Source organism: Streptomyces sp. TSRI0281 (genome assembly GCF_001905125.1).
In the GTDB taxonomy this organism is placed as follows: domain Bacteria; phylum Actinomycetota; class Actinomycetes; order Streptomycetales; family Streptomycetaceae; genus Streptomyces.
The window spans coordinates 264582-290648 of sequence record NZ_LWLE01000038.1 but is presented as its reverse complement, the minus strand read 5'-3'; the positions used below and the strand labels follow the sequence as shown (position 1 = coordinate 290648).

General features: G+C 71.8%; 24 protein-coding genes and 2 pseudogenes. 8 read left to right on the top strand and 18 right to left on the bottom strand.

The window, feature by feature from the left end; all coding sequences use genetic code 11:
- Nucleotides 1-41 precede the first annotated feature (41 nt).
- A complete protein-coding gene (locus A6A29_RS42235) occupies nucleotides 42-1586 on the bottom strand; it encodes an MFS transporter (RefSeq protein WP_073729347.1) in 1545 nt (514 codons plus the stop codon).
- Entirely contained in the window at nucleotides 1583-2134 is a 552-nt protein-coding gene (locus A6A29_RS42230; protein WP_073729345.1) for a TetR/AcrR family transcriptional regulator, read from the bottom strand. Before A6A29_RS42230 ends, A6A29_RS42235 begins: the two co-directional genes overlap by 4 nt.
- 161 nt (nucleotides 2135-2295) lie before the next feature.
- Here A6A29_RS42230 and A6A29_RS42225 point away from each other — a divergent pair, with 161 nt between their 5' ends.
- Nucleotides 2296-2820 (top strand): HAD domain-containing protein, encoded by a 525-nt coding sequence (locus tag A6A29_RS42225; protein ID WP_073729343.1) that lies wholly within the window; start codon nucleotides 2296-2298, stop codon nucleotides 2818-2820.
- Nucleotides 2821-2987: 167 nt separating this feature from the next.
- On the opposite strand, the gene A6A29_RS42220 is transcribed toward A6A29_RS42225, so the two are convergent.
- From A6A29_RS42220 to A6A29_RS42210, 3 genes are all read right to left on the bottom strand, one after another.
- Complete coding sequence (locus A6A29_RS42220) at nucleotides 2988-3959, bottom strand: aldo/keto reductase (protein WP_073729341.1); 972 nt, start codon at nucleotides 3957-3959, stop codon at nucleotides 2988-2990.
- Between the two features lie 101 nt (nucleotides 3960-4060).
- On the bottom strand, nucleotides 4061-5500 hold the full coding sequence (gene argH, locus A6A29_RS42215; RefSeq protein WP_073729339.1) for an argininosuccinate lyase: 1440 nt from the start codon (nucleotides 5498-5500) through the stop codon (nucleotides 4061-4063).
- 88 nt (nucleotides 5501-5588) lie between these two features.
- Nucleotides 5589-6782: an argininosuccinate synthase gene (locus A6A29_RS42210; RefSeq protein ID WP_073729337.1), complete on the bottom strand. Its 1194-nt coding sequence runs from the start codon at nucleotides 6780-6782 to the stop codon at nucleotides 5589-5591.
- A gap of 192 nt (nucleotides 6783-6974) precedes the next feature.
- On the opposite strand from A6A29_RS42210, the gene A6A29_RS42205 reads away from it, so the two are divergent.
- Nucleotides 6975-7583: a pyridoxamine 5'-phosphate oxidase family protein gene (locus A6A29_RS42205; protein ID WP_073729335.1), complete on the top strand. Its 609-nt coding sequence runs from the start codon at nucleotides 6975-6977 to the stop codon at nucleotides 7581-7583.
- Between the two features lie 64 nt (nucleotides 7584-7647).
- Nucleotides 7648-8349: a L,D-transpeptidase family protein gene (locus A6A29_RS42200; protein WP_073729333.1), complete on the top strand. Its 702-nt coding sequence runs from the start codon at nucleotides 7648-7650 to the stop codon at nucleotides 8347-8349.
- 65 nt (nucleotides 8350-8414) lie between these two features.
- On the opposite strand, the gene A6A29_RS42195 is transcribed toward A6A29_RS42200, so the two are convergent.
- The 5 genes from A6A29_RS42195 to argC are packed head-to-tail and all read right to left on the bottom strand — an operon-like array spanning nucleotide 8415 to nucleotide 13260.
- Nucleotides 8415-8951: an arginine repressor gene (locus A6A29_RS42195; RefSeq protein ID WP_073729331.1), complete on the bottom strand. Its 537-nt coding sequence runs from the start codon at nucleotides 8949-8951 to the stop codon at nucleotides 8415-8417.
- A 25-nt stretch (nucleotides 8952-8976) separates the two neighbouring features.
- Entirely contained in the window at nucleotides 8977-10173 is a 1197-nt protein-coding gene (locus A6A29_RS42190) for an acetylornithine transaminase (RefSeq protein ID WP_073729329.1), read from the bottom strand.
- Nucleotides 10170-11084, bottom strand: coding sequence for an acetylglutamate kinase (gene argB, locus A6A29_RS42185; RefSeq protein WP_073729327.1), 915 nt, complete (start codon nucleotides 11082-11084; stop codon nucleotides 10170-10172). The genes A6A29_RS42190 and argB overlap by 4 nt, the downstream gene beginning before the upstream one ends.
- Nucleotides 11081-12235 (bottom strand): bifunctional glutamate N-acetyltransferase/amino-acid acetyltransferase ArgJ, encoded by a 1155-nt coding sequence (gene argJ, locus A6A29_RS42180; RefSeq protein WP_073729325.1) that lies wholly within the window; start codon nucleotides 12233-12235, stop codon nucleotides 11081-11083. Before argJ ends, argB begins: the two co-directional genes overlap by 4 nt.
- A complete protein-coding gene (argC, locus tag A6A29_RS42175) occupies nucleotides 12232-13260 on the bottom strand; it encodes an N-acetyl-gamma-glutamyl-phosphate reductase (protein WP_073729323.1) in 1029 nt (342 codons plus the stop codon). The genes argJ and argC overlap by 4 nt, the downstream gene beginning before the upstream one ends.
- Before the next feature lie 514 nt (nucleotides 13261-13774).
- Here argC and rox point away from each other — a divergent pair.
- A complete protein-coding gene (gene rox, locus A6A29_RS42170; protein ID WP_073729604.1) occupies nucleotides 13775-15202 on the top strand; it encodes a rifampin monooxygenase in 1428 nt (475 codons plus the stop codon).
- A gap of 299 nt (nucleotides 15203-15501) precedes the next feature.
- Here the strand turns inward: rox and A6A29_RS42165 are convergent, their stop codons facing one another.
- Nucleotides 15502-16077, bottom strand: coding sequence for a TIGR03086 family metal-binding protein (locus A6A29_RS42165; protein WP_158074512.1), 576 nt, complete (start codon nucleotides 16075-16077; stop codon nucleotides 15502-15504).
- A gap of 251 nt (nucleotides 16078-16328) precedes the next feature.
- Here A6A29_RS42165 and A6A29_RS42160 point away from each other — a divergent pair, with 251 nt between their 5' ends.
- Nucleotides 16329-17183, top strand: a complete 855-nt coding sequence (locus A6A29_RS42160) for an isocitrate lyase/PEP mutase family protein (RefSeq protein ID WP_073729319.1) — start codon at nucleotides 16329-16331, stop codon at nucleotides 17181-17183.
- Nucleotides 17184-17216: 33 nt separating this feature from the next.
- Here the strand turns inward: A6A29_RS42160 and A6A29_RS42155 are convergent, their stop codons facing one another.
- Nucleotides 17217-17732, bottom strand: a complete 516-nt coding sequence (locus A6A29_RS42155; protein ID WP_073729317.1) for a DUF6630 family protein — start codon at nucleotides 17730-17732, stop codon at nucleotides 17217-17219.
- Nucleotides 17733-17907: 175 nt separating this feature from the next.
- On the opposite strand from A6A29_RS42155, the gene A6A29_RS42150 reads away from it, so the two are divergent.
- Entirely contained in the window at nucleotides 17908-18720 is an 813-nt protein-coding gene (locus A6A29_RS42150; protein ID WP_073729315.1) for a class I SAM-dependent methyltransferase, read from the top strand.
- Between the two features lie 96 nt (nucleotides 18721-18816).
- Here A6A29_RS42150 and A6A29_RS42145 read toward each other — a convergent pair whose 3' ends face one another.
- From A6A29_RS42145 to A6A29_RS42125, 5 genes and pseudogenes are all read right to left on the bottom strand, one after another.
- Nucleotides 18817-19314, bottom strand: coding sequence for a peptidylprolyl isomerase (locus A6A29_RS42145; RefSeq protein ID WP_073729313.1), 498 nt, complete (start codon nucleotides 19312-19314; stop codon nucleotides 18817-18819).
- An 83-nt stretch (nucleotides 19315-19397) separates the two neighbouring features.
- Nucleotides 19398-20559 (bottom strand): annotated as a pseudogene (locus A6A29_RS42140) (serine hydrolase domain-containing protein).
- Between the two features lie 204 nt (nucleotides 20560-20763).
- The gene (locus tag A6A29_RS42135) at nucleotides 20764-21321 is read right to left on the bottom strand and encodes a histidine phosphatase family protein (RefSeq protein ID WP_241838858.1); all 558 of its coding nucleotides are present in this window, start codon (nucleotides 21319-21321) and stop codon (nucleotides 20764-20766) included.
- A 74-nt stretch (nucleotides 21322-21395) separates the two neighbouring features.
- Complete coding sequence (locus tag A6A29_RS42130; RefSeq protein ID WP_073729311.1) at nucleotides 21396-21827, bottom strand: GNAT family N-acetyltransferase; 432 nt, start codon at nucleotides 21825-21827, stop codon at nucleotides 21396-21398.
- Complete coding sequence (locus A6A29_RS42125) at nucleotides 21824-23299, bottom strand: aminotransferase-like domain-containing protein (RefSeq protein WP_073729309.1); 1476 nt, start codon at nucleotides 23297-23299, stop codon at nucleotides 21824-21826. Before A6A29_RS42125 ends, A6A29_RS42130 begins: the two co-directional genes overlap by 4 nt.
- On the opposite strand from A6A29_RS42125, the gene A6A29_RS42120 reads away from it, so the two are divergent.
- Nucleotides 23298-24437 carry a DMT family transporter gene (locus A6A29_RS42120; RefSeq protein WP_241838857.1) on the top strand — a complete coding sequence of 380 codons (1140 nt, stop codon included), beginning with the start codon at nucleotides 23298-23300 and terminating at the stop codon, nucleotides 24435-24437. The two genes, A6A29_RS42125 and A6A29_RS42120, sit on opposite strands and share 2 nt — an antisense overlap.
- Before the next feature lie 42 nt (nucleotides 24438-24479).
- Nucleotides 24480-24689, top strand: a complete 210-nt coding sequence (locus tag A6A29_RS42115) for a DUF1918 domain-containing protein (protein ID WP_073729307.1) — start codon at nucleotides 24480-24482, stop codon at nucleotides 24687-24689.
- A 56-nt stretch (nucleotides 24690-24745) separates the two neighbouring features.
- Here A6A29_RS42115 and A6A29_RS42110 read toward each other — a convergent pair.
- Nucleotides 24746-25870: pseudogene (locus A6A29_RS42110) on the bottom strand (glycoside hydrolase family 10 protein); the annotation flags it as partial.
- Nucleotides 25871-26067: the final 197 nt, after the last annotated feature.

The following is a 26067-nucleotide window of genomic DNA, read 5'->3' as shown; positions in this document are numbered from 1 at the left end:
CCGCACCCCTCGGGGGTGCGGGCCCTTACGCGTACGGGTGGTTACGGGTGCTCGATGCCCTCCTCCAGCTTCTGGCCCCGCAGCAGGAACCAGGCGGCGACGGCGGTCGCCAGGAGTACCGAGGCACCGACGCCCGCGGCGAGCTGCAGCCCGTCGACGAACGACTCCTGGGCCACCGAGATCAGGGGATCCGCCTGCCCCGCGGGCAGGTCGGTGGCCGCTTCGACGGCGCCTCCGAGGGATTCATGGGCGGCCGCCGCCGTGTCGGAGGGGATGCCCGGCGGAGTCACGAAGTCCTGGTAGACGCCGGTGACGATGGATCCGAGCAGGGCGATACCGAGGGCGGCGCCGAGTTCGTACGCCGTTTCGGAGACGGCGGACGCGGAGCCCGCCTGCTCCTTCGGCACGCTGGAGAGGATGACATCGGCGGTGACGGTGAAGGCGAACCCGGCGCCGACACCGACGACCAGCAGCATCCCGCCGAGCAGCGGGTATCCGGTGTCCTTGCTGAGCACGGTCACGGACGCCAGGGCCAGGCCGACCGCCGCGAGTCCGCCGGAGACCACGGAGCGGACCGAGAAACGGCGGGCCGCGAATCCGGCCAGCAGACCCGCGGTGACCGCGCCGACGGCCGCGGGCAGTTCGGCGAGCCCGGCTTCCAGCGGGCCGCGGCCCTGGACCAGTTGCAGGAACTGGGAGAGGAAGAAGACCAGCCCGGACAGGCCGAGGATGGTCAGCAGGTCGGCGAGGACCGCGCCAGAGAAGCCCCGGTGGTGGAAGAGCCGCATGTCCAGCAGAGGCGCTGGCAGCTTGAGCTGCCTGCGGATGAACCAGGTGAGCGCGGCCACGCCGATGACGGCCGACGCGGCGACTTCCCAGCTCGCCCCGTGTGCGGCCACCTCCTTGATGGCGTACACGACTCCGATCATGCCGATCAGGGAGAGCGCGACACTGACCAGGTCCCAGGGGCCCGGTGCCGGGTTCTTCGACTCGGGGATCAGCTTGATGCCGACGACCACGAGGACCGCCATGACGGGCAGGTTGATGAGGAAGACCGATCCCCACCAGAAGTGTTCGAGGAGGAATCCGCCGACGACGGGGCCGACGGCCGCGCCCGCGGAGGCCATGGCGCCCCAGATACCGATGGCGAGGCTGCGTTCGCGCGGGTCGTGGAAGAGGTTGCGGATCAGGGCCAGCGTGGACGGCATCAGGGTGGCGCCCGCGACACCGAGCAGCGCTCGGGCCAGGATCATCATCTCCGGGGTCTGCGCGTACGCGTTGAGCACGGAGACCGCGCCGAACGCGACGGCGCCGATCAGCAGCAGCTTCTTGCGGCCGATACGGTCACCGAGGCTGCCCATGGAGACGAGGAGTCCGGCGATGACGAAGGAGTAGACATCGCCGATCCAGAGCAACTGGGTGCCGGTCGGTTCGAGGTCCTCGCTGAGGAACGGGGTCGCGAGGCCGAGGACGGTCGCGTCGACGGCCACCAGCAGCACGGCGAGCACGAGTACGGCCAGGGCGATCCACCGCCCCGGGCGGCGTACGACGTCCGCGGTGTGCTGGTGCTGGTCGATGCTGGTCATTGCTCCACGCTCCGCCGTGCTCCGCCGAGCAGCAACTCGACGATCATGTACTGGAAGTCCTGTGCGGCGACCCGTCCCACCTGGACGGACCAGGCGCCGGTGCCGATGAGCCCGTAGAGGGCCTCGGTCAGCCAGGCGGGGGTGAGGTCGATACGGAACTCGCCGCGTTCCTGACCGCGCCGGAAGAAGGCGGAGACCCTGGCGTCGAGCCGGTTCCAGCCCTCGTTCACCTCATCGCCCTCGAAGAGCTGGTTCTCGGTGACGAGGAAGGAAAGCAGCCCGGCACCGGGCTCGACGGCCGCGACGAGGCGGCGCAGCCCTTCCTCGGCGGTGCCCTCGTCGAGCGCGGCGGCATCCAGGGCCGCTTCGAATTCCCGGATGCCGAGCTCCTCCAGCGCCTTCACCAGGGCGTCCCGCCCGGCGAAATGACGGTGAAGGGTGGCGCGGCCGATGCCCGCGGCCTTGGCGACCTCATCCATGGTGGCCGTGGATTTATGGGTCAGCAGGGCGGCGGCACTGCGCAGCACCTGCTCACGGTCGAGAGTCATGAGACGACCTTAACCCATGTGAGACATTAACGTCTCACCAGGTGAGGGGGGGCCGCCCTGCCCGCACGCCACGTCCGGACGCGGTGGCGGCGGAGACCGCCACCGATGCCGCTGAGCGATATCCGGTGCCGCGGCGACGGCGAAGTGGGCAGCATAAGGGCATGAAGCCGCTGCTGCTGATCGACATCGACGGTCCGCTCAATCCGTACGCGGCGCTGTCCCGCCGCAAGGCGCCGGACGGATACCGCAGACACCGGATGCGCCCGACGGGGTGGACCGCGGGCCCTCCCCTTCCCGTCCTGCTCAACCCGGCACACGGCGACGAACTGCTGAGCCTGGCCGGACGGTACGAGCTGATCTGGGCCACCACCTGGAAGGACGAGGCCAACGAGTGGATCGGCCCGCATCTCGGGCTGCCCGTGCTGCCGTACATCGACTGGCCCGAGATGCACGGCAGCGCGCCGGACGGGACGTACTGGAAGACGCGGTACATCGTCGAGTACGCGGCCGGAAGGCCGTTCGCCTGGGTCGACGACGAGATCACCGGCCGGGACCGGGAGTGGGTCGCCGCCCATCACCCGGTGCGAGCGCTGCTGCGGCAGATCGATCCGCGCATCGGCCTGGAGCGCGGCGACTTCGAAGCGCTCGCCGACTGGGCCGCGGGAGCCGGGGCCACCGGCCCCTGACGGACGGTCCGTGCAGGACCGGTCCGTGCGGGACCCGTCCGTGCGGGACCCGTCCGTGCGGAATCACTCCTTGGTGGATTGCTCCGTTGAGGGATCAGTCCTTGAGGAGTGTCGGGTCCAGGCCCCGCTGACGGGGCCGTGCGACGGGCCGGTGCGACGGGGCCGGGTCAGCTCCACGGCAGTGTGGAGCGGTGGCGCCAGTACGCCTCCGGCTCCTCCACCAGTGCGTCGAGCCGGTCGCGCCCTTCCTCGTCGAGATCGACGACGGCGGCGTGCAGATTGCCGGAGAGCTGGTTCACGGTGGCCGCACCGGAGAGGACGACACCGGCCCAGGGCCGGCGCAGGACGAACGCGAGAGCGACCGCGTCACTGCCGACGTCGGCCCGGGCGGCGATCTCCTGGACGACGGCGGGGGCCTCGGCACCGGCCAGGCGCCCGTTGGCCATGCCCTCCTTGACGATCACGGTGAGCCCGGCGTCATGGGCCTCGGCGAGCGCCGGTCCGGCCGAGGTCTCCAGCGCGTTGTAGGTGGCCTGGACGGTGCGGAACAGGGGCTCGCCGTCCACCGTGACGGTGAGGGCGGCCCGGATGGCGTCGGCCTGACCGGGTCCGCTGGTGGAGAGGCCGACGGTGACGCCCTCGGCGGCGAGCGCGGCGAGGCGCTCGTGCAGTGCCTTGTCGTCGAGCGCCGGGCTGTCGGCGGTCACCGAGTGGATCTGGTAGAGGTCGAGCCGGTCCCCCAGCAGCTCGGCGGTCTCGGCGCGCTGGCGCTCGTACATGGACAGGCTGTGGTCCTTGACCTCGTGCGCCTCGGCGTCGACGCTCCAGTCCGCGGTGTAGGTGTAGCCCCATTTGCTGCCGATGACGACGTCCGAGACCTCGGGGTGGGCGGTCAGCCAGCCGGCCAGGAACTCCTCGGAGCGGCCGTAGGAGCGGGCCGCGTCGAAGTAGCGGACGCCCTGGGCGTAGGCGGCGTCCAGGAGCTCATGGGTGCGGGCGCGCAGCGCGTCGACGCCCCGGTCGGCGGGCAGGTCCCGGTCGCGGTGCAGATTAATGTAGCCGGGCCTGCCGACGGCGGCAAGGCCGAGCCCGATGTGAGCGGTCGGGGTCGTCGCGGCGGCCAGGGCGGCGAAGGGCATCGCGGGCTCCTCGTGGTCGGTTCCGTTGCTCCGTCCCGACCAACGTAGCCCGCGATGCCCTTCGTACACCTGTTGAGCGGGCGCCGCGCCCCTCGTGGCCGCTACCGCTGTGCGGTCGCCCAGGCGTGCTGGGCCGCCAGGTCGCTCTTCACCTCGGCGAGCTGCACGGCGACGGCGGAGGGCGCCGTACCGCCCCGGCCATTGCGGGAGGCGAGGGCGCCGCGCACGTCGAGGACGGTGCGGACCTCCGGGGTGAGGTGCTCGGAGATCTTCGCGAACTGCTCGTCGGTGAGCTGGTCCAGCTCGATGCCGTGCTGCTCGCACTCCTTGACGCACTCGCCCGCGACCTCGTGTGCGACCCGGAACGGGACGCCCTGCTTGACCAGCCACTCGGCGATGTCGGTGGCGAGCGAGAAGCCGGCCGGGGCCAGCTCCTCCATGCGCTCCCGGTTGACGGTGAGCGTGGCCATCATGCCGGTGAAGGCGGGCAGCAGGACTTCGAGCTGGTCGCAGGAGTCGAAGACCGGCTCCTTGTCTTCCTGGAGGTCACGGTTGTACGCGAGCGGGAGGGCCTTCAGCGTGGCCATCAGGCCCGTCAGATTGCCGATCAGACGGCCGGACTTGCCGCGCGCCAGCTCGGCGATGTCCGGGTTCTTCTTCTGCGGCATGATCGACGAGCCGGTGGAGAAGGCGTCGTGCAGGGTGACGAAGGAGAACTCCTTCGTGTTCCAGATGATGACCTCCTCCGCGATCCGGGAGAGGTTGACGCCGATCATCGCGGTGATGAAGGCGAATTCGGCGACGAAGTCCCGCGAGGCCGTGCCGTCGATGGAGTTGGCCACCGAGCCGCGCTCGAAGCCGAGGTCGGCGGCGACCGCCTCCGGGTCGAGGCCGAGCGAGGACCCGGCGAGCGCTCCGGAGCCGTACGGGGACACGGCGGTCCGCTCGTCCCACTGGCGCAGCCGCTCGGCGTCCCGGGTCAGGGACTGGACGTGGGCCAGCACATGGTGGGCGAAGAGGACGGGCTGGGCGTGCTGGAGGTGTGTACGGCCGGGCATGGCCACGTCCGGGTGTGCCTCGGCGAGACCGACCAGGGCGTCCTGGAGGTCGGCGATCAGTGAGCCGATGATCCGGGCGTGGTCGCGCAGGTACATCCGGAAGAGCGTGGCGATCTGGTCGTTGCGGGAGCGGCCGGCCCGCAGTTTGCCACCGAGGTCGGGGCCGAGGCGCTCCAGCAGGCCGCGCTCCAGCGCGGTGTGGACGTCCTCGTCGGCGATGGTGCCGGTGAAGGATCCGTCGGCGACATCGGCTTCGAGCCGGTCGAGACCGGCGGTCATCCGGGTCAGCTCGTCCTCGGTGAGCAGTCCCGCCTTGTTGAGGACACGCGCGTGGGCGCGGGAGCCGGCGATGTCGTACGGCGCGAGCCGCCAGTCGAAGTGGACGGACGCGGACAGCTTGGCCAGCGCCTCGGCCGGGCCGTCGGCGAAGCGGGCGCCCCAGAGGCGTACGTCGCTGTTGCCGTTGCCGGTGCCGTTGCTCACTGCGTGCTCCTCGGAGAACAAGGGGGTGGATGTGCGACCGCCTCCCCGCCGCGAAGGAACGGGGAGGCGGTGACGTAACAGGTGGCGGTCAGACCAGGTCACGCTTGGCGGCGATCTTCGACGAAAGGCCGAAGATCTCGATGAAGCCCTGCGCCTTGGACTGGTCGAACGTATCGCCCGAGTCGTAGGTGGCGAGGTTGAAGTCGTACAGCGACTGCTCGGACCTGCGACCCGTGACGACGGCGCGGCCGGCGTGCAGGGTCATCCGGATGTCACCGGTGACGTGCTGGTTGGCCTCGTTGATGAAGCCGTCCAGGGCGCGCTTGAGCGGGGAGAACCACAGGCCGTCGTAGACCATCTCGCCCCAGCGCTGCTCGACCTGGCGCTTGTAGCGGGCCAGTTCGCGCTCGACGGTGACGTTCTCCAGCTCCTGGTGGGCGGTGATCAGGGCGATCGCGCCGGGAGCCTCGTACACCTCGCGGGACTTGATGCCCACGAGCCGGTCCTCGACCATGTCGATCCGGCCGACGCCCTGGCCGCCGGCCCGCTCGTTGAGCTGCTGGATCGCCTGGAGCACGGTGACCGGCTTGCCGTCGATGGCGACCGGGACGCCCTCCTTGAAGGAGATGACGACCTCGTCGGCCTCGCGCACGGCGGCCGGGTTCTCGGTGTACTCGTAGATGTCCTCGATCGGCGCGTTCCAGATGTCCTCCAGGAAGCCCGTCTCGACGGCGCGCCCGAAGACGTTCTGGTCGATGGAGTACGGGGACTTCTTGGTGGTCGCGATCGGGAGGTTCTTCTCCTCGCAGAAGGCGATCGCCTTGTCCCGGGTCATCGCGTAGTCACGGACCGGGGCGATGCACTTCAGGTCGGGGCCGAGGGCCGAGATGCCGGCCTCGAAGCGGACCTGGTCGTTGCCCTTGCCGGTGCAGCCGTGGGCGACGACGCCCGCGTTGTGCTTCTTCGCGGCGGCGACGAGGTGCTTGACGATGGTCGGCCGGGAGAGGGCGGAGACCAGCGGGTAGCGGTCCATGTAGAGGGCGTTGGCCTTGATCGCGGGGAGGCAGTACTCCTCGGCGAACTCGTCCTTCGCGTCCGCGACCTCGGCTTCGACGGCACCGCAGGCGAGCGCGCGCTTGCGGATGACGTCCAGGTCCTCGCCGCCCTGGCCGACGTCCACGGCAACGGCGATGACCTCGGCGCCCGTCTCCTCGGCGATCCAGCCGATGGCGACGGAGGTGTCCAGGCCGCCCGAGTAGGCGAGTACGACGCGCTCGGTCACGGGTTTCTCCTTACGGTGCAATCACTGATGGGTATAACTATGCAGTCCTCCGTATGCTTTGTCAAAACCGCTGGTCAGAGACGTGCGGCGGTGATGTGTCGTGCCATATCCCTCGGCAGGCGGGCCTTCATCCCTCGGCAGGCGGGCCTTCATCTCTCGGCAGACGGGCCTTCGCCGCCGATACTCGACACCATGGGAAAGACATATGAACGCATCGACGGACGGCTGAGGACCTTCATCGAGGAGCAGCCCCTGTTCTTCACGGCGACCGCTCCCCTGGACGCCGACGGCACGGTCAACCTCTCCCCCAAGGGCGTCAGCGGCTCGTTCGCCGTGGTCGACGAACGGACCGTGGCCTACCTGGACTTCGCCGGGAGCAACGCGGAGACCATCGCCCACCTGCGCGAGAACGGGCGCATCACGCTGATGTGGTGCGCCTTCCAGGGACCGCCCACCATCGTGCGGGTGCACGGCCGCGGTGAGCCGGTCTTCCGCGACGATGCGCGGTTCACCGGGCTCCTGGACCACTTCCCCGGTGTCGACCCCACCCCGCACGGGCTGCGCGCGATCATCGTCGTGCGGGCCGAACTGATCCGGGACACCTGCGGATTCGCGGTGCCCCACCTCTCGTACGACCAGGACCGCCCGTTGCACGCCGACCGGTTCCGGCGCGAGGACGACGAGAGCCTCAGCGCGTACTTCGAGAAGAAGCCGGACATCGCCACGAGCATCGACGGGCTGCCGGGACTCCCCCTCCCGCTGCCGCCGATGGCGCCGACGGCGGTGCCTCCCGGGCGGTGAGCGACTGGGCCGTACGGAGCAGGCCCGGTGGGGCCGCCGCGCCGGGCGCCGTACGGTCCGGACCATGCGCGTCTCTCTGGTGACCGGTGGAGTACTGCTCGCCCTGCTGGGCTCGGTCGCGGCCCGGCCCGACGGCGGGCCGCCGCTTCCCGCACGGCTGGCCGACACCGGCGGCGGCAGCCAGCTGATCACGGCCGAGGCCCCGGACACCGGCTCCACCACCGGCACGGTGACCTGGTGGGAGCGGCGACGGGGCGGATGGCTGGCGGCGGGTTCGGCGCCGGCCCGGTTCGGCGCGAAGGGGCTCGCCGAGGGCCGTACGCGCGAGCAGGGCACGAACACCACGCCCACCGGGCTGTACGACCTCCCGTACGCCTTCGGGATCAAGGCGCCCGCTCCGGGGACGGCGTACCCCTACCGGCGCGTCAACGACCGCTCCTGGTGGTGCCAGGACAACGCGGCACGGGCCTACAACCGCTGGGTGGAACCGCGACCCGCGGACTGCCGGGCGGACGAGGCCGAGCATCTGGTCACGTACACCGCCCCGTACGCCCGCGCCCTGGTCATCGGCTTCAACTACGCCCGGCCGGTACGGGGCCGGGGTGCCGGGATCTTCCTGCATGTGAACGGGCGCGGTGCGACCGCCGGCTGCGTCTCCGTACCGGCGGCCGCGATGGACCGCATCCTGGCCTGGGCGAACCCGGCCCGCCGCCCGCACATCGCGATCGGGACCGCCTCGGGCCCGACCGCGATCACCGGCTACTGAGGGCTGTCCCGCAGGCCGTGTCCACGCGGGTTCCGCCCGGCCCGGTCCGGACGGAGGGCCCCGGTTCAGCGGTCGTTCTGGGCCAGCCGCAGCAGATGGTCCGCGAGGGCCTGGCCTCCGTTCGGGTCGCGGCTGATCAGCATCAGGGTGTCGTCACCCGCGATGGTGCCGAGGATGGCCTGGAGCTCGGCCTGGTCGATGGCCGAGGCGAGGAACTGGGCCGCGCCCGGCGGTGTGCGCAGCACCACGAGGTTGGCCGATGCCTCCGCCGAGATGAGGAGTTCGGAGGAGAGCCTGCGCATCCGCTCCTCCTTGGCGGAGCCGCCCAGCGGCGCCTGCGGGGTACGGAATCCGCCCTCGCTCGGCACCGCGTAGATCAGCTCCCCGCCGGTGTTGCGGATCTTGACCGCGCCCAGCTCGTCGAGGTCCCGGGAGAGCGTCGCCTGGGTGACGCTCAGCCCGTCGTCGGCCAGCAGCTTGGCCAGCTGGCTCTGGGAGCGCACCGGCTGCCGGTTCAGGATGTCCACGATCCGGCGGTGGCGGGCCGTGCGGGTCTGTGGCACGGACGGCCCGCCGTGCTCGGATTCCTGCGCCTCGGTCATCGTCGTCGCCTCATTCTCCGGATCGTCATGCTCCGGATCGTCCGTCCCCGTATGCCGCGTCGAGAGCGCCCGGCAGGATCCGCAGGAACGCGTCCACCTCGTCGTCACCGATGATCAGCGGCGGCATGAGCCGTACGACATCGGGGGCGGGCGCGTTCACCAGGAGCCCGGCTCCCTGGGCCGCCTGCTGCACCTGTGGTGCGAGGGGTCCGGTGAGCACGATACCCAGCAGCAGTCCCGAGCCGCGGACATGGGAGACCAGGGGGTGTTGGAGTCCCTCTACCCTCACGCGGATCCGCTCGCCGAGCCGCTTCACCGTATCCAGGGTGCCGTCGGCGGCGAGGGTGTCCAGGACCGCGAGTCCGGCGGCGCAGGCGATCGGGTTGCCGCCGAACGTCGTGCCGTGCTGGCCGGGCTTGAGCAGGTCGGCCGCCGGTCCGAACGCGACGGCGGCGCCGATCGGCAGTCCGCCGCCGAGCCCCTTGGCGAGGGTGACGACGTCGGGCTCGACCCCCTGGTGGGCCTGGTGCTCGAACCAGTGGCCGCAGCGGCCGATGCCGGTCTGCACCTCGTCCAGGACGAGCAGGGTGCCGGTGGCCCGGGTGATCTCCCGGGCGGCCTCCAGATAGCCCTTGGGCGGCACGACCACGCCGTTCTCGCCCTGGACGGGCTCGATGATCAGCAGGGCCGTGTCGGTGGTCACCGCGGACCGCAGCGCCGCCACGTCCCCGTACGGGACATGGGTGACGTCGCCGGGCAGCGGCAGGAAGGGCTCGCGCTTCTTCGGCTGGCCGGTGAGGGCGAGCGCGCCCATCGTCCGGCCGTGGAAGCCGCCGTCGGTGGCGACCATGTGGGTGCGTCCGGTGAGCCGGCCGATCTTGAAGGCGGCCTCGTTGGCCTCGGCGCCGGAGTTGGCGAAGTAGACGCGGCCGGGCCGGCCGAAGAGCTGGAGCAGCCGTTCGGCGAGCGCGACGGGCGGTTCGGCGATGAAGAGGTTGGAGACATGCCCGAGGGCGGCGACCTGCGCGGAGACGGCCTCGACGACGGCGGGGTGGGCGTGGCCCAGCGCGTTCACCGCGATGCCGCCGACGAAGTCGAGGTACTCGGCGCCGTCCGCGTCCCAGAGGCGGGCACCGGAGCCACGGGTCAGGGACAGCGCGGGGGTGCCGTAGTTGTCCATGAGCGCGCCCCGCCACCGCTGCGAAAGCCCGGCGTTGGTCATGCTTCCCCCTGTGTCGCGTGCTGTGCGTCGGGCACGACCATCGTGCCGACTCCCTCGTCGGTGAAGATCTCCAGCAGGATCGCGTGCTGGACCCGGCCGTCGATGACCCGGGCGGTCTCGACACCGTTGCGTACGGCGTGCAGGCAGCCCCGCATCTTGGGGACCATGCCGCTGGAGAGGTCCGGCAGCAGCTTCTCCAACTCGGTCGCGGTCAGGCGGCTGATCACGTCGTCGCTGTGGGGCCAGTCCTCGTAGAGGCCCTCGACATCGGTGAGGACCATCAGCGTCTCGGCGTTCAGCGCGGCGGCGAGCGCGGCGGCCGCGGTGTCGGCGTTGACGTTGTAGACGTGGTTGTCGTCGGCGGATCGGGCGATGGAGGAGACGACCGGGATGCGGCCGTCGTCCAGCAGCGCCTGGATGGCCCCGGTGTCGATCGCGGTGATCTCGCCGACCCGGCCGATGTCGACGAGTTCGCCGTCGATGGTGGGCCGGTGCTGGGTGGCGGTGATGGTGTGGGCGTCCTCGCCGGTCATGCCGACGGCGAGCGGGCCGTGCTGGTTGAGCAGCCCGACGAGTTCGCGCTGGACCTGTCCGGCCAGGACCATCCGTACGACGTCCATCGCCTCGGGCGTGGTGACGCGCAGACCGGCCTTGAACTCGCTGACCAGACCCTGCTTGTCCAGCTGGGCGGTGATCTGCGGGCCGCCGCCGTGCACGACGACGGGCTTGAGGCCGGCGTGCCGCAGGAAGACGACGTCCTGGGCGAAGGCTGCCTTCAGCTCCTCGTCGATCATGGCGTTGCCGCCGAACTTGATGACGACGGTCCTGCCGTGGTGCCGGGTCAGCCAGGGCAGCGCCTCGATGAGGATCTGCGCCTTCGGCAGTGCGGTGTGCTTGCGGGCCGTACTCATGAGCTGTACGCGCTGTTCTCGTGGACGTAGTCCGCGGTGAGGTCGTTGGCCCAGATGACGGCCGATTCGGTGCCCTCGGCGAGGTCGGCGGTGATCGTGACCTCCCGGTAGCGCATGTCGACGAGGTCGCGGTCCTCGCCGACGCCGCCGGCCCGGCAGACCCAGACACCGTTGATGGCGACGTTCAGCCGGTCGGGCTCGAAAGCGGCCTTCGTCGTACCGATCGCGGACAGGACACGGCCCCAGTTGGGGTCCTCACCGTGGATGGCGCACTTGAGCAGGTTGTTACGGGCGATGGAGCGGCCCACCTCGACGGCGTCGTCCTCGGTCGCGGCGTTGATCACCTCGATCCGGATGTCCTTGGAGGCGCCCTCGGCGTCGCCGATCAGCTGGCGGGCGAGGTCGGCGCACACGGTCCGTACGGCCTCGGCGAACTCGGCCTGCTCCGGGGTGATTCCGCTCGCCCCCGAGGCGAGCAGCAGCACGGTGTCGTTGGTGGACATGCAGCCGTCGGAGTCGACCCGGTCGAAGGTGGTCCGGGTGGCGTCGCGCAGCGCGGAGTCGAGGCCCGCGGCGTCCACGTCGGCGTCCGTGGTGAGGACGACCAGCATGGTGGCGAGGCCGGGGGCGAGCATGCCCGCGCCCTTGGCCATCCCGCCGACGGTCCAGCCCGCGCCGCCCGCGACGGCCGTCTTGTGCACGGTGTCGGTCGTCTTGATGGCGATGGCGGCCTTCTCGCCGCCGTGCTCGCTGAGGGACGCGGCGGCCTTCTCGATGCCCGGCAGGAGCTTGTCCATCGGGAGCAGCAGGCCGATGAGTCCGGTCGAGGCGACCGCGATCTCGCCCGCGCTGTGTCCTTCGAGGACCTCGGCGGCCTTCTCGGCGGTGGCGTGGGTGTCCTGGAAACCCTGGGGTCCCGTACAGGCGTTGGCCCCGCCGGAGTTGAGGACGACGGCGGTGACCTCGCCGCCCTTGAGCACCTGCTCCGACCAGAGGACGGGGGCGGCCTTGACGCGATTGGAGGTGAAGACTCCCGCGGCGGCGCGACGCGGCCCGTTGTTGACCACGAGGGCCAGGTCGGGGTTACCGCTCTCCTTGATTCCGGCGGCGATGCCCGCCGCCGAGAATCCTTGTGCTGCCGTGACGCTCACGGTGCCACTCCGATCGTCGAAAGACCTGTGCTCTCGGGAAGTCCGAGCGCGATGTTCATGCTCTGCAGGGCGCCGCCCGCGGTGCCCTTGGCGAGGTTGTCGATGGCGCTGATCACGATGATCCGGCCGGCCGCCTCGTCGTACGCGACCTGGATCTGCACGGCGTTGGAGCCGTACACGGACGCGGTGGCGGGCCACTGGCCCTCGGGGAGGAGGTCGACGAACGGCTCGTCGGCGAACGCCTTCTCGTAGGCATCGCGCACGGCCCCTGCGTCGACACCCGGCTTCGCCTTCGCGCTGCATGTGGCGAGGATGCCGCGGGGCATGGGCGCGAGGGTCGGTGTGAAGGAGACGGTGACCGGCTCACCGGCGGCGGCCCCGAGGTTCTGGATCATCTCCGGCGTGTGCCGGTGGACACCGCCGACGCCGTACGGGGTCATGTTGCCCATCACCTCGGAGCCCAGCAGGTGGGGCTTGGCCGCCTTGCCCGCGCCGGAGGTGCCGGACGCGGCGACGACGACCGCCTCGGGCTCGGCGAGCCGGGCCGCGTACGCGGGGAAGAGTGCGAGGGAGACGGCGGTCGGGTAGCACCCGGGCACGGCGATGCGCTTGGCACCTTCCAGCGCCCCTCGGCCGCCGGGCAGCTCGGGCAGACCGTAGGGCCATGTCCCGGCGTGCGGCGAACCGTAGAACTTCTCCCAGTCGGCGGCGTCCTTCAGCCGGAAGTCGGCGCCCATGTCGACCACGAGGACATCGTCGCCGAGCTGCTCGGCCACCGCGGCGGACTGGCCGTGCGGCAGGGCCAGGAAGACCACGTCGTGTCCGGCGAGTACTTCGGCGGTGGTGGGTTGGAGCACCCGGTCGGCGAGCGGCCTCAGGTGCGGTTGCAGCGAGCCGAGCGACTGCCCCGCGTTGGAGTGGCCCGTGAGGGCGCCGATCTCGACCTCGGGGTGGACCAGCAGGAGGCGGAGCAGCTCCCCGCCGGCGTATCCGCTCGCCCCTGCTACCGCTGCACGTACCGCCATCGATATCCTCCTCGTCGATGGCATGACTATACGCAGCGCTGCACTTTTATGCAAAGAACCGGCGGGCTGTACCGGGAGCATGAACGTTACGGCCCGTACATCGGGGATCGAAATCCCGGGCCGGTGTGGAGCAGGACGGCACAGCGGTGTGCGCAACCCGTCTGCTGAAGACGTCCGGGGGCCGGGGACGGGAACCCTGCTCCGTCCCTGCGGCGGAAACGACAAAGGGCAAGGAGTAAGGACTCCTTGCCACTCTCAAGGTATAGCCCACCGGGGGGCTTGCGGCAAGGCCCCGGTCGTACCGCAGAATGATCGGCCAAGGCCAGAACCTGCGGAAATGACAGATCCACGAGGTATGCATGGGTTTGTCGATGTATGGGCTGCGCGGGACCGTCGAACCGCCGGGGGACTCGCGGTGCGATCGCGGGCACTCGGCACCGCGGTGCGGGTGCGCGTGCCACTGGACCGCGCCGAGCGGCCGGTCGAATTCCACTCTCGTTGAATGGGCGTTCTGATGATTGACGTGATCGTGGCCGGTGGCGGACCGACCGGCCTGATGCTGGCCAGTGAGCTGCGGTTGGCCGGAGTGCGGGTGGTCGTACTGGAGAAGCTGACCGAGCCGACCAAGGAGTCCCGCGGGCAGGGCCTCCACGCGCGCAGCGTCGAGATCATGGACCAGCGCGGCCTGCTGGACCGGTTCCTCGCGGTCAGTAAGAAGTTCCAGGTCGGCGGTCTCTTCGGCAGCATCATGAAGCCGTGGCCCGACCGGTTGGACACGGCGCACCCGTACGGTCTCGCCACTCCGCAGCCGGTCAGCGAGCGGCTGCTCAACGCGCGGGCCCTCGAACTCGGTACCGAGATCCGGCGCGGCTGCGAAGTGGCCGGGCTGAGCCAGGACGCGGAGGGCGTGACCGTCGGGCTGACGGACGGCACGCACCTGCGCTCGCGCTACCTCGTCGGGTGCGACGGGGGCCGCAGCACGGTGCGCAAGCAACTCGGCGTCGGTTTCCCCGGCGAGCCCGCGACGGTCGAGACACTCCTCGGCGAGATGGAGGTGACCGAGGATCCGGCGACGATCGCCTCCGTCGTCGAGGAAGTCCGCAAGACCCAGCTGCGGTTCGGCGTCGCCCCCGGCGAGGACGGAGTGTGCCGCATCATCGTGCCCGCCGACGGGGTGTCCGAGGACCGTACGACCGCGACGACCCTCGAAGAGTTCAAGCGGCAACTGCGGGCGGTCGCCGGCACCGACTTCGGCGCGCACTCACCGCGCTGGCTGTCCCGGTTCGGCGACGCCACCCGGCAGGCCGAGCACTACCGGGTCGGGCGGGTGCTGCTGGCCGGCGACGCGGCGCACGTCCACCCGCCGACCGGCGGGCAGGGGATGAACCTCGGTGTGCAGGACGCGTTCAACCTCGGCTGGAAACTGGCCGCCGAGGTCAACGGCTGGGCGCCGGAGGGGCTGCTCGACAGCTACCACGCCGAACGCCACCCGGTGGGCGCCCGCGTGCTGAACAACACCCGGGCGCAGATCACCCTGCTGGGGACCGATCCGGGTGCCACCGCGCTGCGGGAGCTGTTCTCGAAGCTGATGGACTTCGAGGAGGTGAACCGGTACGTCACCGGGATGATCACCGCGGTCGAGGTCCGCTACGACTTCGGCGAGGGCCACGAACTGCTCGGCCGGCGCATGCGGGACTTGGAGCTGAAGCGGGGGCGCCTCTACGAGCTGATGCACGACGGCCGCGGGCTGCTGCTCGACCGGACCGGCAGGCTGTCGGTGGCGGGGTGGGCGGACCGGGTCGACCATGTCGTCGACGTCAGCGAGGAACTGGACGCGCCCGCGGTACTGCTGCGCCCGGACGGCCATGTGGCGTGGGTCGGTGACGACCAGCAGGATCTGATCGGCCGGCTGCCCCGGTGGTTCGGCGCCGCCACCGGCTGAGCGCCCGGTCGCGGCCCGGACGAGCGGGACTCGTCTCCGGCCGGGTGCTCCTTTCCGCCGCGGCCCGGCGCCGTACCTCGGCGCCGGGTGCCGCGGTACGGCGGAGCCCCCGTTCGCATTCCTTCGACAGGGCCCGAACCCGGCCGGCGGGCTGCGTACATGACCTACGGAATCGAGTCACACTCCGCCCGGTGAGCGCTCAGGAAGAGCGCGACGCGCTCACCCTCCCGCCCTCCCTGTACGACCATGCCCTACGGCTGCCCGAACACGCCGGGGATGCGGCGGGCGACTCCGGAGGTCTACCGGGCCGTCGGCGGCACCGGGTCGCGTCCGAGGAACGCCACGAACCGGTCCATCGCCGACGCGTCCTCGGCCACGGGAACGATCTCGCCGAAGGCCATGCCCTCGCCCCGGAACTGCGGCGGCAGCGTGGCCTGCGCGCGGGCCAGGCCGGCCGTCGCCTCCTCCTCGGTGTACGGGACCGGCTGCCCGGTGGCGACCGCCAGGTCCCAGCCGTGGGTCAGGTACTCCATGAGGGTCATGTTGAACACCTGCCCGGCGGGCATCTCGCGGCCGGTGACGGGGACCTCGCGGTCGAAGCCGTACTTCTTCCATCCGGACACCACCCCCGCCGCGGCTTGACGGAACTCGGCCGCCGGGTCGGCGCCGCAGCGGTGGTTCGCGGCGTCACCCTCGTACGTACGCCCGTGGCTCCCCGCCTCGAACACGAGGATCCAGCCGCCGATGTGACGGATCAGCGTCCCGACGTCGTACTCGTCGCACGGTGTGGGGAGATTCAACTGGTCGGCGGCGACACCGCCGATGACATCGGCGGTCTTGGACAGGACACCTTCGAGCAGATCGACTTCGTTCATGTCCGGAGTGTAGGAGCCGACGCGGACGCCGACCCGAAGTTGACGGAACACGGCACGTACCTTCGGCGCCCGGACCCCGCGCGCCCGCAGCCCTGCCGCCGGTGGGGGCGAAATCAGGTGCGGTCCCAGGGACCCGTACGGGAACATGGCCACTTCCCGTGCGGCGGACCATCGCCCCGGCCTTAACATCCGGCCGTCGGGCCGTGCGGCCGTGTGCGGTACGGGGCCCCTGAGCCAAGGAAGAGATCACCATGACGTCCCTCCACGACCGGGCACTCCTGCTCCGCTCGCTGCACGTGCCCGGCAGGCCCCTCGTACTGCCCAACGCCTGGGACGTGGCCTCCGCGCGACTCGTCGAGGCGGCCGGAGCGGCGGCCGTCGCCACCACCAGCGCGGGCGTCGCCTGGTCGCTGGGATCGCCCGACGGCGACCGGCTGGACCGCGATGCCGCCCTCGCTCTCATCTCCCGTATCGCCGCCGCGGTGAGCGTCCCCGTCACCGCCGACATCGAGAGCGGCTTCGCCCGTACCCCCGCGGAACTGGCCGGCACCGTACGGGGCGTGCTCGACGCCGGTGCCGTCGGAGTCAATCTTGAGGACTCCCTCCGCTCCGGCGCACACCCGTTGCGACGGCCGGACGAGCAGGCCGCTCGTATCGCGGCCGCGCGGTCCGCCGCGGACGCCGCGGGCGTACCGCTCTTCCTCAACGCCCGGATCGACACCCACCGGCTGCGCCCCGCGGATCCCGACTCCTGGCTCAAGGAGACCCTGGACCGGGCCCGTGTCTACGCCGAGGCGGGCGCGGACGGGGTGTTCGTCCTGGGGGCCTTCGACGAGGCGACCGTCTCGGCCCTGGCCGACGGGGTACCGGTCCCGCTGAACCTGCTGACCGGGCCGGGCGCGCTCCCGGTCCCCACGCTGGCGAAGCTCGGCGTCGCCCGGGTCAGTGCGGGCTCCGCGATCGCCGAGGCCGCCTACGCCCTGGTCGACCGCAGCGCGCGCGAACTCCTCACCACCGGGACGAGCACGACGCTGGCGGACGGCCTCGACTACGGCACGCTCAACGCCACGATGCCGGGCGCTCCGGCCGCTCCCCCGCCGGCGTAGCACGCCCGGATCGCTCGCGGCGGGCACGGCCTCTCACCCGCCGAGGCTCCAGGCGGGGAAGCCCGCGCGAGCCGCGAGCGCGGTCAGCTCCTCGGTGCGTGCGGCGCGCAGACACACCACCGGATAGCAGTCCGACTCGATGTCGAGGACGGCCAGCGCGGCGCCGACCTCCCGGTAGTGGCGGCCACAGGCGTCCAGGAACTCGGCGGTCGGCAGGAGCATCTCATCGGCGTCGAAGAGCACCCAGGGGTCCACGGACGGACGGGACGCGAGAGCGGTCAACCGGCCCCGTATCTCGGTGGGATCCTCCTTCCAGTCGAACTCCGCGAGCAGCCGGTGCTCGTCGAGCGCGTCGATGAGCGCTATCCAGGCGAGGTTGGGAACGGCCTCCTCGATACCCCGGTCCTCCAGCCGGTCCGCATGGTCACGCACATAGCCGCCGGGGTCGACGTGGGCGTGCCGCACCCGTTCGGCGACTGCCGGGCTGTCGGGCGCCAGCAGGGTGGCGATGGCTTCCAGGGACGTGGCGACGGCGTCGGTGCCGGACATGATGTGCACTCCTTCGACGGCCGCGCGACGGCGGCCGGTACACGGATGCGGGCGCCCTGTTCGGCGTCCTTGTGGCACCCTCCCACGGGGGTACGACAACGGGCCGCGCGCTGCCGGACAGCAGGGGCGAAGGTGCACCGCGCGAAGGACGCGAAGGACGAACAGGGAGCCTTGGATGCTGCACGGTGAGTTCCGCGACGCGCGGCTGGTGGCGGTGTACGACGCCCAGTGCCCCTGGTCGCGCGAGGACGACTTCTTTCTCTCCGTCGTGGGCCGCGTCCCCGGTGCCCGGGTCCTCGATCTCGGCTGTGGAACCGGCCGGCTCGCCCTCGGCATGGCCGCCGCCGGTCACCGGGTGACGGGGGTGGACCCGGCGCGCGCCTCGCTGGAGGCGGCGCGCGCCAAGCCGGGTGCCGGGCGGGTGGTCTGGGTGGAGGGCACGTCCTCGGTGCTGCCCGACGCCTCGTTCGACGTGGCGGTCATGACCAGCCATGTCGCGCAGTTCTTCGTCGCGGACGATGCCTGGGCCCGTGCGCTCGCCGATCTGCGGCGCTCCCTCGTGCCGGGCGGCCGGATCGTCTTCGACACACGTGATCCACGGGCCCGCGGTTGGGAGCGGTGGAATCCGGTCGACTCTGAGCAGCGCGTCGAGCTGCCCGATGGTGGTTCCGTGACGGTGTGGACCGAGGTGACGGCCGTCCGGGACGCCGCGGGCGCAGGGGGCGGTGCCGGGCACGTGGCCGACTGCGGGCTCATGGCCGGCGGCGGGGCGGGGGCGGAAGGTGTGGGCGTCGGCTTCACGCATCACTACGCGTTCCCCGACGGGGCGGAACTCACCAGTACGGCGACGCTCCGCTTCCGGACCGAGGACGAGCTCCGCTCCTCGCTGCGGGACGCGGGCTTCGAGGTCGAGCGGCTCTACGGAGGATGGAACCGCGAGCCCGTCGGTGCGGGCGACGGGGAGTTCCTCGTGCTCGCTCACCGGTAGCGCAGGGTGCGGGGCACGGAGGTCCGGCCGAGGCGCCGGCCGACGTGTCCGTCGGCCGGCCGGCTCAGCCGTGGGCCCGAAAGGGTCCTGGACCGGTCAGACCACGCCGCAGTCGGCGATGGTGACCTTCGCGCGGGTGCGGCCGTTCGGCGTACCGAGGCTCTCGATCTTGCGGACGAGCTCCATGCTGTCGTCGCCGTCGACCTCACCGAAGACGACGTGCTTGCCGTCCAGCCACGAGGTCACGATGGTCGTGACGAAGAACTGCGAACCGTTGGAGTTCGGTCCGGCGTTGGCCATGGACAGCAGCCCCGGACGGTCGTGCGTGAGCTTGAAGTTCTCGTCGGCGAACTTCTCGCCGTAGATGCTCTTGCCGCCCGTGCCGTCACCGCGGGTGAAGTCGCCGCCCTGCAGCATGAAGTCCGGGATGACCCGGTGGAAGGAGGAGCCCTTGTAGCCGAAGCCCTTCTCGCCGGTCGCCAGGGCGCGGAAGTTCTCCGCCGTCCTGGGCACGACGTCGTCGAACAGGTTGAAGTTGATCCGTCCTGCGGGCTCGTCATTGATGGTGATGTCGAAGAAGACCTTGGTTGTCATGGAGCCATCCTCACACTCCTGACAACCGCAGGTGAAACCCGGGGATACCCGGTGAATCACAGCGCCGGGGGCCCGAGCCGGTCTCACGGGCGTCGGAGCGCCGCGTACACCGCCTCGACCAGGGCCATTTTCCGCGGGTCGTCGGCGATGCCGGCACCCATCCGGTTCATGACATAGCCGAGGGCGACCCCGGAGCCCGGATCGGCCAGGCCACAGGATCCGCCCGCGCCGTCGTGGCCGACAGCCCGGGGATGGGGACCGTACGAACGGTTCGGGCCGCTCAGCCACACGCCGAGCGCGATCTCGGTGTCGTGTGCGAAGCCCCCGCCGATCACCAGGTCCCGGCAGCCGCCCTGACCCTCGCGGACGCGTTCCGCCGCCTCCCGGGAGAGGATCCGGCGGCCCTCCAGGCTGCCGTGCCCGGCCAGGGTTCCGTACAGCGACGCGACCGCGCGGGCCGTTCCGTGGCCGTCGGCCGCGGGGATCTCGGCGGCCCGCCACTCGGGCGTATTGGCCATGGCCCGGCCCGTGGCGGGGTTGAGCAGCGGGGCGACGGCCACCGGCTCCAGGTGTGCGAGGAGCGCGGCCTGTGCGGCCCTCGCGGGCTTCGCCCGGACGAGTTCGGCGACGCGGTGCGTGTCCTTCTCCGGGAGTCCGATCGTGAAGTCGATGCCGAGCGGTCCGGTGATCTCCTGCCGCAGGAACTCCCCCGGCAGCAGGCCGGTGATCCGGCGGACCACTTCGCCGACCAGGAATCCGTAGGTGATCGCGTGGTAGCCGGACCGGGTGCCGGGCTCCCACCAGGGTTCGGTGGCCGCCAGCCGGGCGCAAGGTCAGCTCCCAGTCGTACAGCGCGGCCAGGCTGTGCGGCTGCCGGAGACCGGCCGGGCCGGACCGGTGCGCCAGGAGGTGACGTACGAGGACGCACTCCTTGCCCGCCCCGGCGAACTCCGGCCAGTACCGGGCGACGGGTGCCTGGAGGTCGAGCAGCCCGCGGTCGGCCAGGATGTGGGCGCAGAGCGCCGTCGGGCCCTTCGTCGTGGACCAGACGTTGGCCAGGGTCTCCCGCTCCCAGGGGCGGGTCCGGGCCTCGTCGGCCCAGCCGCCCCAGAGGTCGGCCACCGGTGCGCCGTCGACCAGGACGGTGACGGCCGCGCCCAGCTCGTCGCGTTCGGTGAAATTCCGCTCGAACGCCTCACGCACCCCGGCGAACCGTTCGTCGCAGTGACCGTGGATCTGCGGCACGGTGGCCTCCTCGTCCCGGGCGCGTGCCCGTGGGAACCCTGACGCCCCGCGATACCGACTGGTCGGACGGACGGGAAGACGCCGGGAGTACGGGGGGGAAGCGGCCGGGGGTGTCAGTGGACGACGCCGGAAGGTGCAGTGGGGAGGCGCTGGGGGAAGCAGTCGGGAGGCGTTGGGGAAGCAGTGGGCAGGGTGCTGGGGATATCAGCGGATGCCCGCTTCGAGGTTCAGGCTCCAGCGGCCCGGCAGACCGGTCAGCGTGAGCGTGGAGAGCGGGCGGACGTCCACGTTCCAGTACGCCGACGGCGGGGCGTTGAGCGCGTAGACGAGAGCGGCGCGGATCACCGCGGGTTCGGCGACCGCGACGATGGCACCGTCGCAGGCGGGGCGGGTGTCCAGCCGGCCCCCTATCCGCGAGATGAAGGCGAGCAGCGATTCACCGCCGTGCGGGGCGTGGCGCGGATCGGCGCGCCAGGCGTCGACGGCGCCCGGTTCACGGGCGGTGACCTCGGCCGGCGTCAGCCCCCGCCAGCGGCCCATGTCGCAGTCGCGCAGCGCGGGCTGTGCCATCGGGGCGTAGCCCAGCGCGTCCCCGGTGGCCCGGCTGCGCGGGGTGGGCGAGCAGTAGCGCAGTTCGGCGCCGCACAGCGGCACCAGGGTGTGCGCGACGAGCTGTATCTCGTGCCGGCCGGCGTGGTCGAGCGGCCGGTCGTCGTCGAAGCGCTCGGCCGGCAGGGACGAGCTGCGGGCCGCGGCGACCAAGGAGACTCGTACATGGCGGCGACCGTGGGGCCGAACGTCACGCCGGTCAAGAGGGCGCCGCACGGGAATCCGGGTCAGGCCGGCCGCAGCGACATCCACCTCTCCGGGTGGTCCAGTCCGGTGAAACCGACCTTCTCGTAGACCCCGTGGGCATCGTCGGTGGCCAGCAGGAGCCGACGGACGCCGGTGGGCGCGAGATGGTCGCGGACTGCCTCGACGATCCGGATGCCGAGCCCGTGACCGCGGGCCGACCGGTCGACGTACACATCGCAGAGCCAGGCGAAGGTGGCCAGGTCGGTCACGACCCGCGCGTAGGCGACCTGTTCGCCCGATGCCCTGTCGTACGCGCCGAAGTTCAGCGATCCGGCGATGGCCCGGTCCTGGTGTTCGCGGGTGCGCCCCAGCGCCCAGTAGGCGTCGGTGGAGAGCCAGTTGTGGATACGGGCCGGATCGAGCCGGTCCGGGGCGGACGATATCTCGTAACGGTCCTCGGGCGTTTCGGTCATGCCCGGAGGCTATCGCCCCGGGGCGGCCCGCCGAAGAGTTCGTCGCAGGCCGTGCGCAGACGCCGTACGCCTTCCGCGATCTCGGCCGGTCCGGAGACCGCGGCGAAGCTCAACCGGACGTGTCCTGCCGGGGGTTCGGCGCAGAAGTACGGCCGGCCCGGAGCGATGGCGACTCCCGCGCGCAGGGCCGCGGAGATCATGGCGGACTCGTCGGCGCCCGCGCCGTCCCCGGGGAGCCGCAGCCAGAGGCTGCCGCCGCCCGACGGGACGTGCGGCAGCGCCAGCTCCGGCAGCTCCTTCAGGAGCGCGGTGGTCATGGCGGTGCGACGGTTCTTCAACTCGGCCGCCACCACGCGCAGATGGTGCCCCCAGGACGGGGCGCCGACCAGTTCCAGCGCGGCTTCCTGGAGCGGGCGGGGGACGAAGAAACTGTCGACGACCTGAATGGCCCGCAGCCGTTCCAGGACGGGGCCGCGGGCGGCCAGCGCGCCCACCCGGAGGTTGGGCGAGGTGGCCTTGGTGAGCGAGCAGACGTGGACGACGACCCCGTCCGGGTCGTCGGCGGCCAGGGGCGCCGGGAGCGGCCCCGCGTCCTCGTGGACGAGGCGGCGGGCGAAGTCGTCCTCGATGACGAACGCTCCGGCGGCCCGCGCGATCCTGACGACCTCGGGGCGTCGCCCGGCCGCGAGGACGGCACCGCTGGGGTTCTGGAAGAGCGGCTGGCAGACGAAGACCCGGGCCCCGGTGGCCCGGAACGCGGCGGCGAGCAGATCGGGGCGCACCCCGTCGGAGTCCGCGGGCACGGGAACGGGGCGCAGTCCGGTGGCGCGGGCCACAGCGAGCATCCCGGGGTAGGTGGGCGATTCGACGAGGACCGGGGCGCCGGGCGGGGCGAGGGCGCGCAGGGCGGTGGCCAGGGCGCTCTGTCCGCCCGAGGTGATCAGGACGTCGGCGCCGGAGACGGCCGGGCCGATCTCACGGGCGAACCAGGCGCGCAGTTCGGGAAGCCCGTCGGTGGGCGGCCTCCCCCATGCACCCGGCCGGCGTCCGGCCCGTGCCAGTGCGGCGGACAGGGCCCGCTCGGGCTGGAGCGAGGAGTGGAGATAGCCGCCGTTGAACTCGATGACGCCGGGCGGCGGGGCGGCGAGGGTGACCAGGACGCCGGAGGCGTCGACGGTGCGCGGCACCACCTCCGGGCCGCCGTCGCCGCTCAGGGACACCTCCTGCCAGGAGGTGTCGCCGGGGGCGGGGACGGCACCGCGGGGCTCCGCCCGGAAGGCCCCGGAGCCGGGCCGGGTGACGACGAGCCCTTCGGCGGCGAGCTGGGCGATGGCCCGGGAGACGGTGACGGGGCTGACCCGGAAGCGCTCCACGAGGGCGCGACTGGATGGCAGTTTCCCACCGGGTGAGTAGCGGTTCAGTTCCCCCCGGAGAGAACTGGCCAGTTCGGCGACGCTGCTACGCTCTTGCATGACAGCACAGGATAGCGCTACTGGATCGACCTCGATAGCGGTTGCTCCCTCGACGTCGACGGGTGCTCCGGACGGCGCGACCACCCGGCCGTCGGCCGCGGCCGACCCGTCGGTGGGCCTACCGGCGGCCCCGGACTCCTCGGAGGCCCGCAGCGGCACCGTGCTCGCCGGGCTCGGCGTCGTCGCGTTCTCGCTGACCTTCCCCTCCACCGTCTGGGGGCTGGAGAGCTTCGGCCCGTGGTCCCTGGTCGCGCTGCGCAGTGTGCTCGCCGCACTGATCGCGGGCAGCGTGCTGCTGGCCGCCCGGGTCCCGCTGCCCGACCGCCGCCACTGGGGTCCGCTCGCGGTCGTCGCGGGCGGTGTGGTGGTGGGATTCCCGCTGCTGACCACCCTTGCCCTGCGGACCTCCACCACGTCGCACGCCGCGGTGGTGGTGGGGCTGTTGCCGCTGACCACGGCGGTGTTCGCGTCGCTGCGTACCGGGGCACGCCCTTCCCGTACGTTCTGGATCGCCGCACTGGCCGGGGCGGCCGTGGTGATCGCCTTCACGGTGCGGGAGAGCGGCGGGGCCGTGTCGTCCGGTGACCTGTACCTCTTCGGCGCGCTCCTGGTGTGCGCGGCCGGGTACACCGAGGGAGGCAGGCTGGCCCGGGTGATGCCCGGCTGGCAGGTGATCGGCTGGGCGCTGATCCTCTGCCTCCCCCTGGCGGTGGCGGGCGCCGCGGTCGCGCTGCCCTTCGAACCGGTGCACCTGACCGCGCACGGCGTCCTCGGCCTGGTGTGGGTGGCCGCGGTGTCGACCTTCCTCGGCCTGTACGTCTGGTACCGGGGCATGGCGGAGATCGGCGTGCCCCGGGCCAGTCAGCTCCAGCTCGCCCAGCCGCTGCTGACGCTGGTGTGGTCGTTCCTCCTCCTCGGTGAGACGGTCTCGGCGGCGGCACCGGTCGCCGCGGTGGCCGTGCTCGTCTGCATCGCGGCCACCCAGCGGGCGGGCGGCCGGCGGGGCGGGCGCACGGGAGACCGGCCCCGAGGCGGAACGGAAGACCGGACGGAGGACGGGGCAGAAGGCCGGGCGGAAGTCGGGACCGAAGGCAGGGCGAAGGGCCGCGCAGGAGGCGAACCCGCCATACGGTCATAGACTTGTCGACATGGACCGCCACCCGTGAGGAGGTCACTCCCGATGGAGGCACACGCCGGCGACCGGCTGCTGACGCACGGCAGGACCGTGGGGCAGCACGACCGGGTCGCGGAGATCATCGAAGTGCTCGGCGACGGGGGCACGCCCCCGTACCGGCTGCGCTTCGAGGACGGTCACGAATCACTGATGTCACCCGGGCCCGACAGCGTCGTACAGCACACCGCCGCACAGAAGGACCCGGAGCCGTACTAGCGAGCAGCCAGGAGCCGGGGCCGGGATTCACTCCGGCCCCGGCCCCGTACGTCCGGTCAGCCCGGCGCACGTACCCGGCTGGGGTAGTGGTCGGCCACCACCCGCGCCAGGGCGCCGATCCGGTCCGCCGTCACGGACCTGCCCGAGAAGAAGATGTGCCCGTCCACCTCGCCGTAGTCGCGGGCGAACGTGAGATGCCGGGAGAGTTCGGCCGGGTCCTGCCAGGCGGCGGGCTGGGCCGGGTCACCCGCCTTGTACAGCGCCTCCCCCACGTACAGATCGACGCCCGTGCCCCGGACGACCTCGTCCCACCAGGGCAGCAGCTTCGCGTAGTCGGCTGCGGCGAACCCGATGTTCCAGTAGATCTGCGGGCAGATGTAGTCGATCCAGCCCTCCTTGATCCACTTACGGGTGTCGGCGTACAGGTCGTCATACGTCTCCACCCCGGCACGGGTGTCCGAACCGAGCGGGTCGCTCGCGACGTTGCGCCACACCCCGAAGGGGCTGATCCCGAACCGGACGTCCGGCTTGACGCCCCTGATCAGTTCGGCGGTCTCGCGGACCAGCCGGTCGGTGTTGTCGCGCCGCCAGGCGGCCCTGTCCGGGAAGCCCGCGCCGTACCGCGCGTACGCGGCGTCGTCGCCGAAGACCTGACCGGCCACCGGATACGGGTAGAAGTAGTCGTCCCAGTGGACCGCGTCGATGTCGTAGCGGCGCACGGCGTCCAGCATCGCGTCCTGGACGAAGCGGCGAACCTCGGGCAGACCCGGGTTGTAGTAGAGCTTCCCGCCGTACGGCAGGACCCATTCCGGGTGCAGCCGGGCCGGATGGGTGGCGATGAGCCTGGAGGGGTCGGTGTGGTTCGCCACGCGGTACGGGTTGAACCAGGCGTGCAGCTCCAGATCCCTTCGGTGCGCCTCGCTCACGGCCGTGCCGAGCGGGTCCCAGCCCGGGTCCTGCCCCTGGACGCCGCTGAGGCACTGGGCCCAGGGTTCGTACGGTGAGGGCCACAGCGCGTCGGCGGTCGGCCGGACCTGGAGGACCACGGCGTTCAGCCGGAGCTCCACCGCCCGGTCCAGATACGCGATCAGCTGCGCCCGCTGCTCCGCCGCCGGACGGCCCGGCGCGGAGGGCCAGTCCAGGTTGGCGACGGTGGCGATCCACATGCCGCGCAGCTCGCGCGCCACGGAGCCGTGACCGTGACCGTGGCCCTCCCCGTGCCCGTGACCGTGGCCCTCCCCGTGCCCGTGGCCGTGGCCGTGCCCCTGTCCGTGTCCATGGCCGCTCCCGTGACCCCGCGCGGAACCGGCGCCGCGCGCCGCCGCACCCGAGGACGCCACGGCATCACCGGCCGCCGTCAGCGCGGCCACCACTCCGG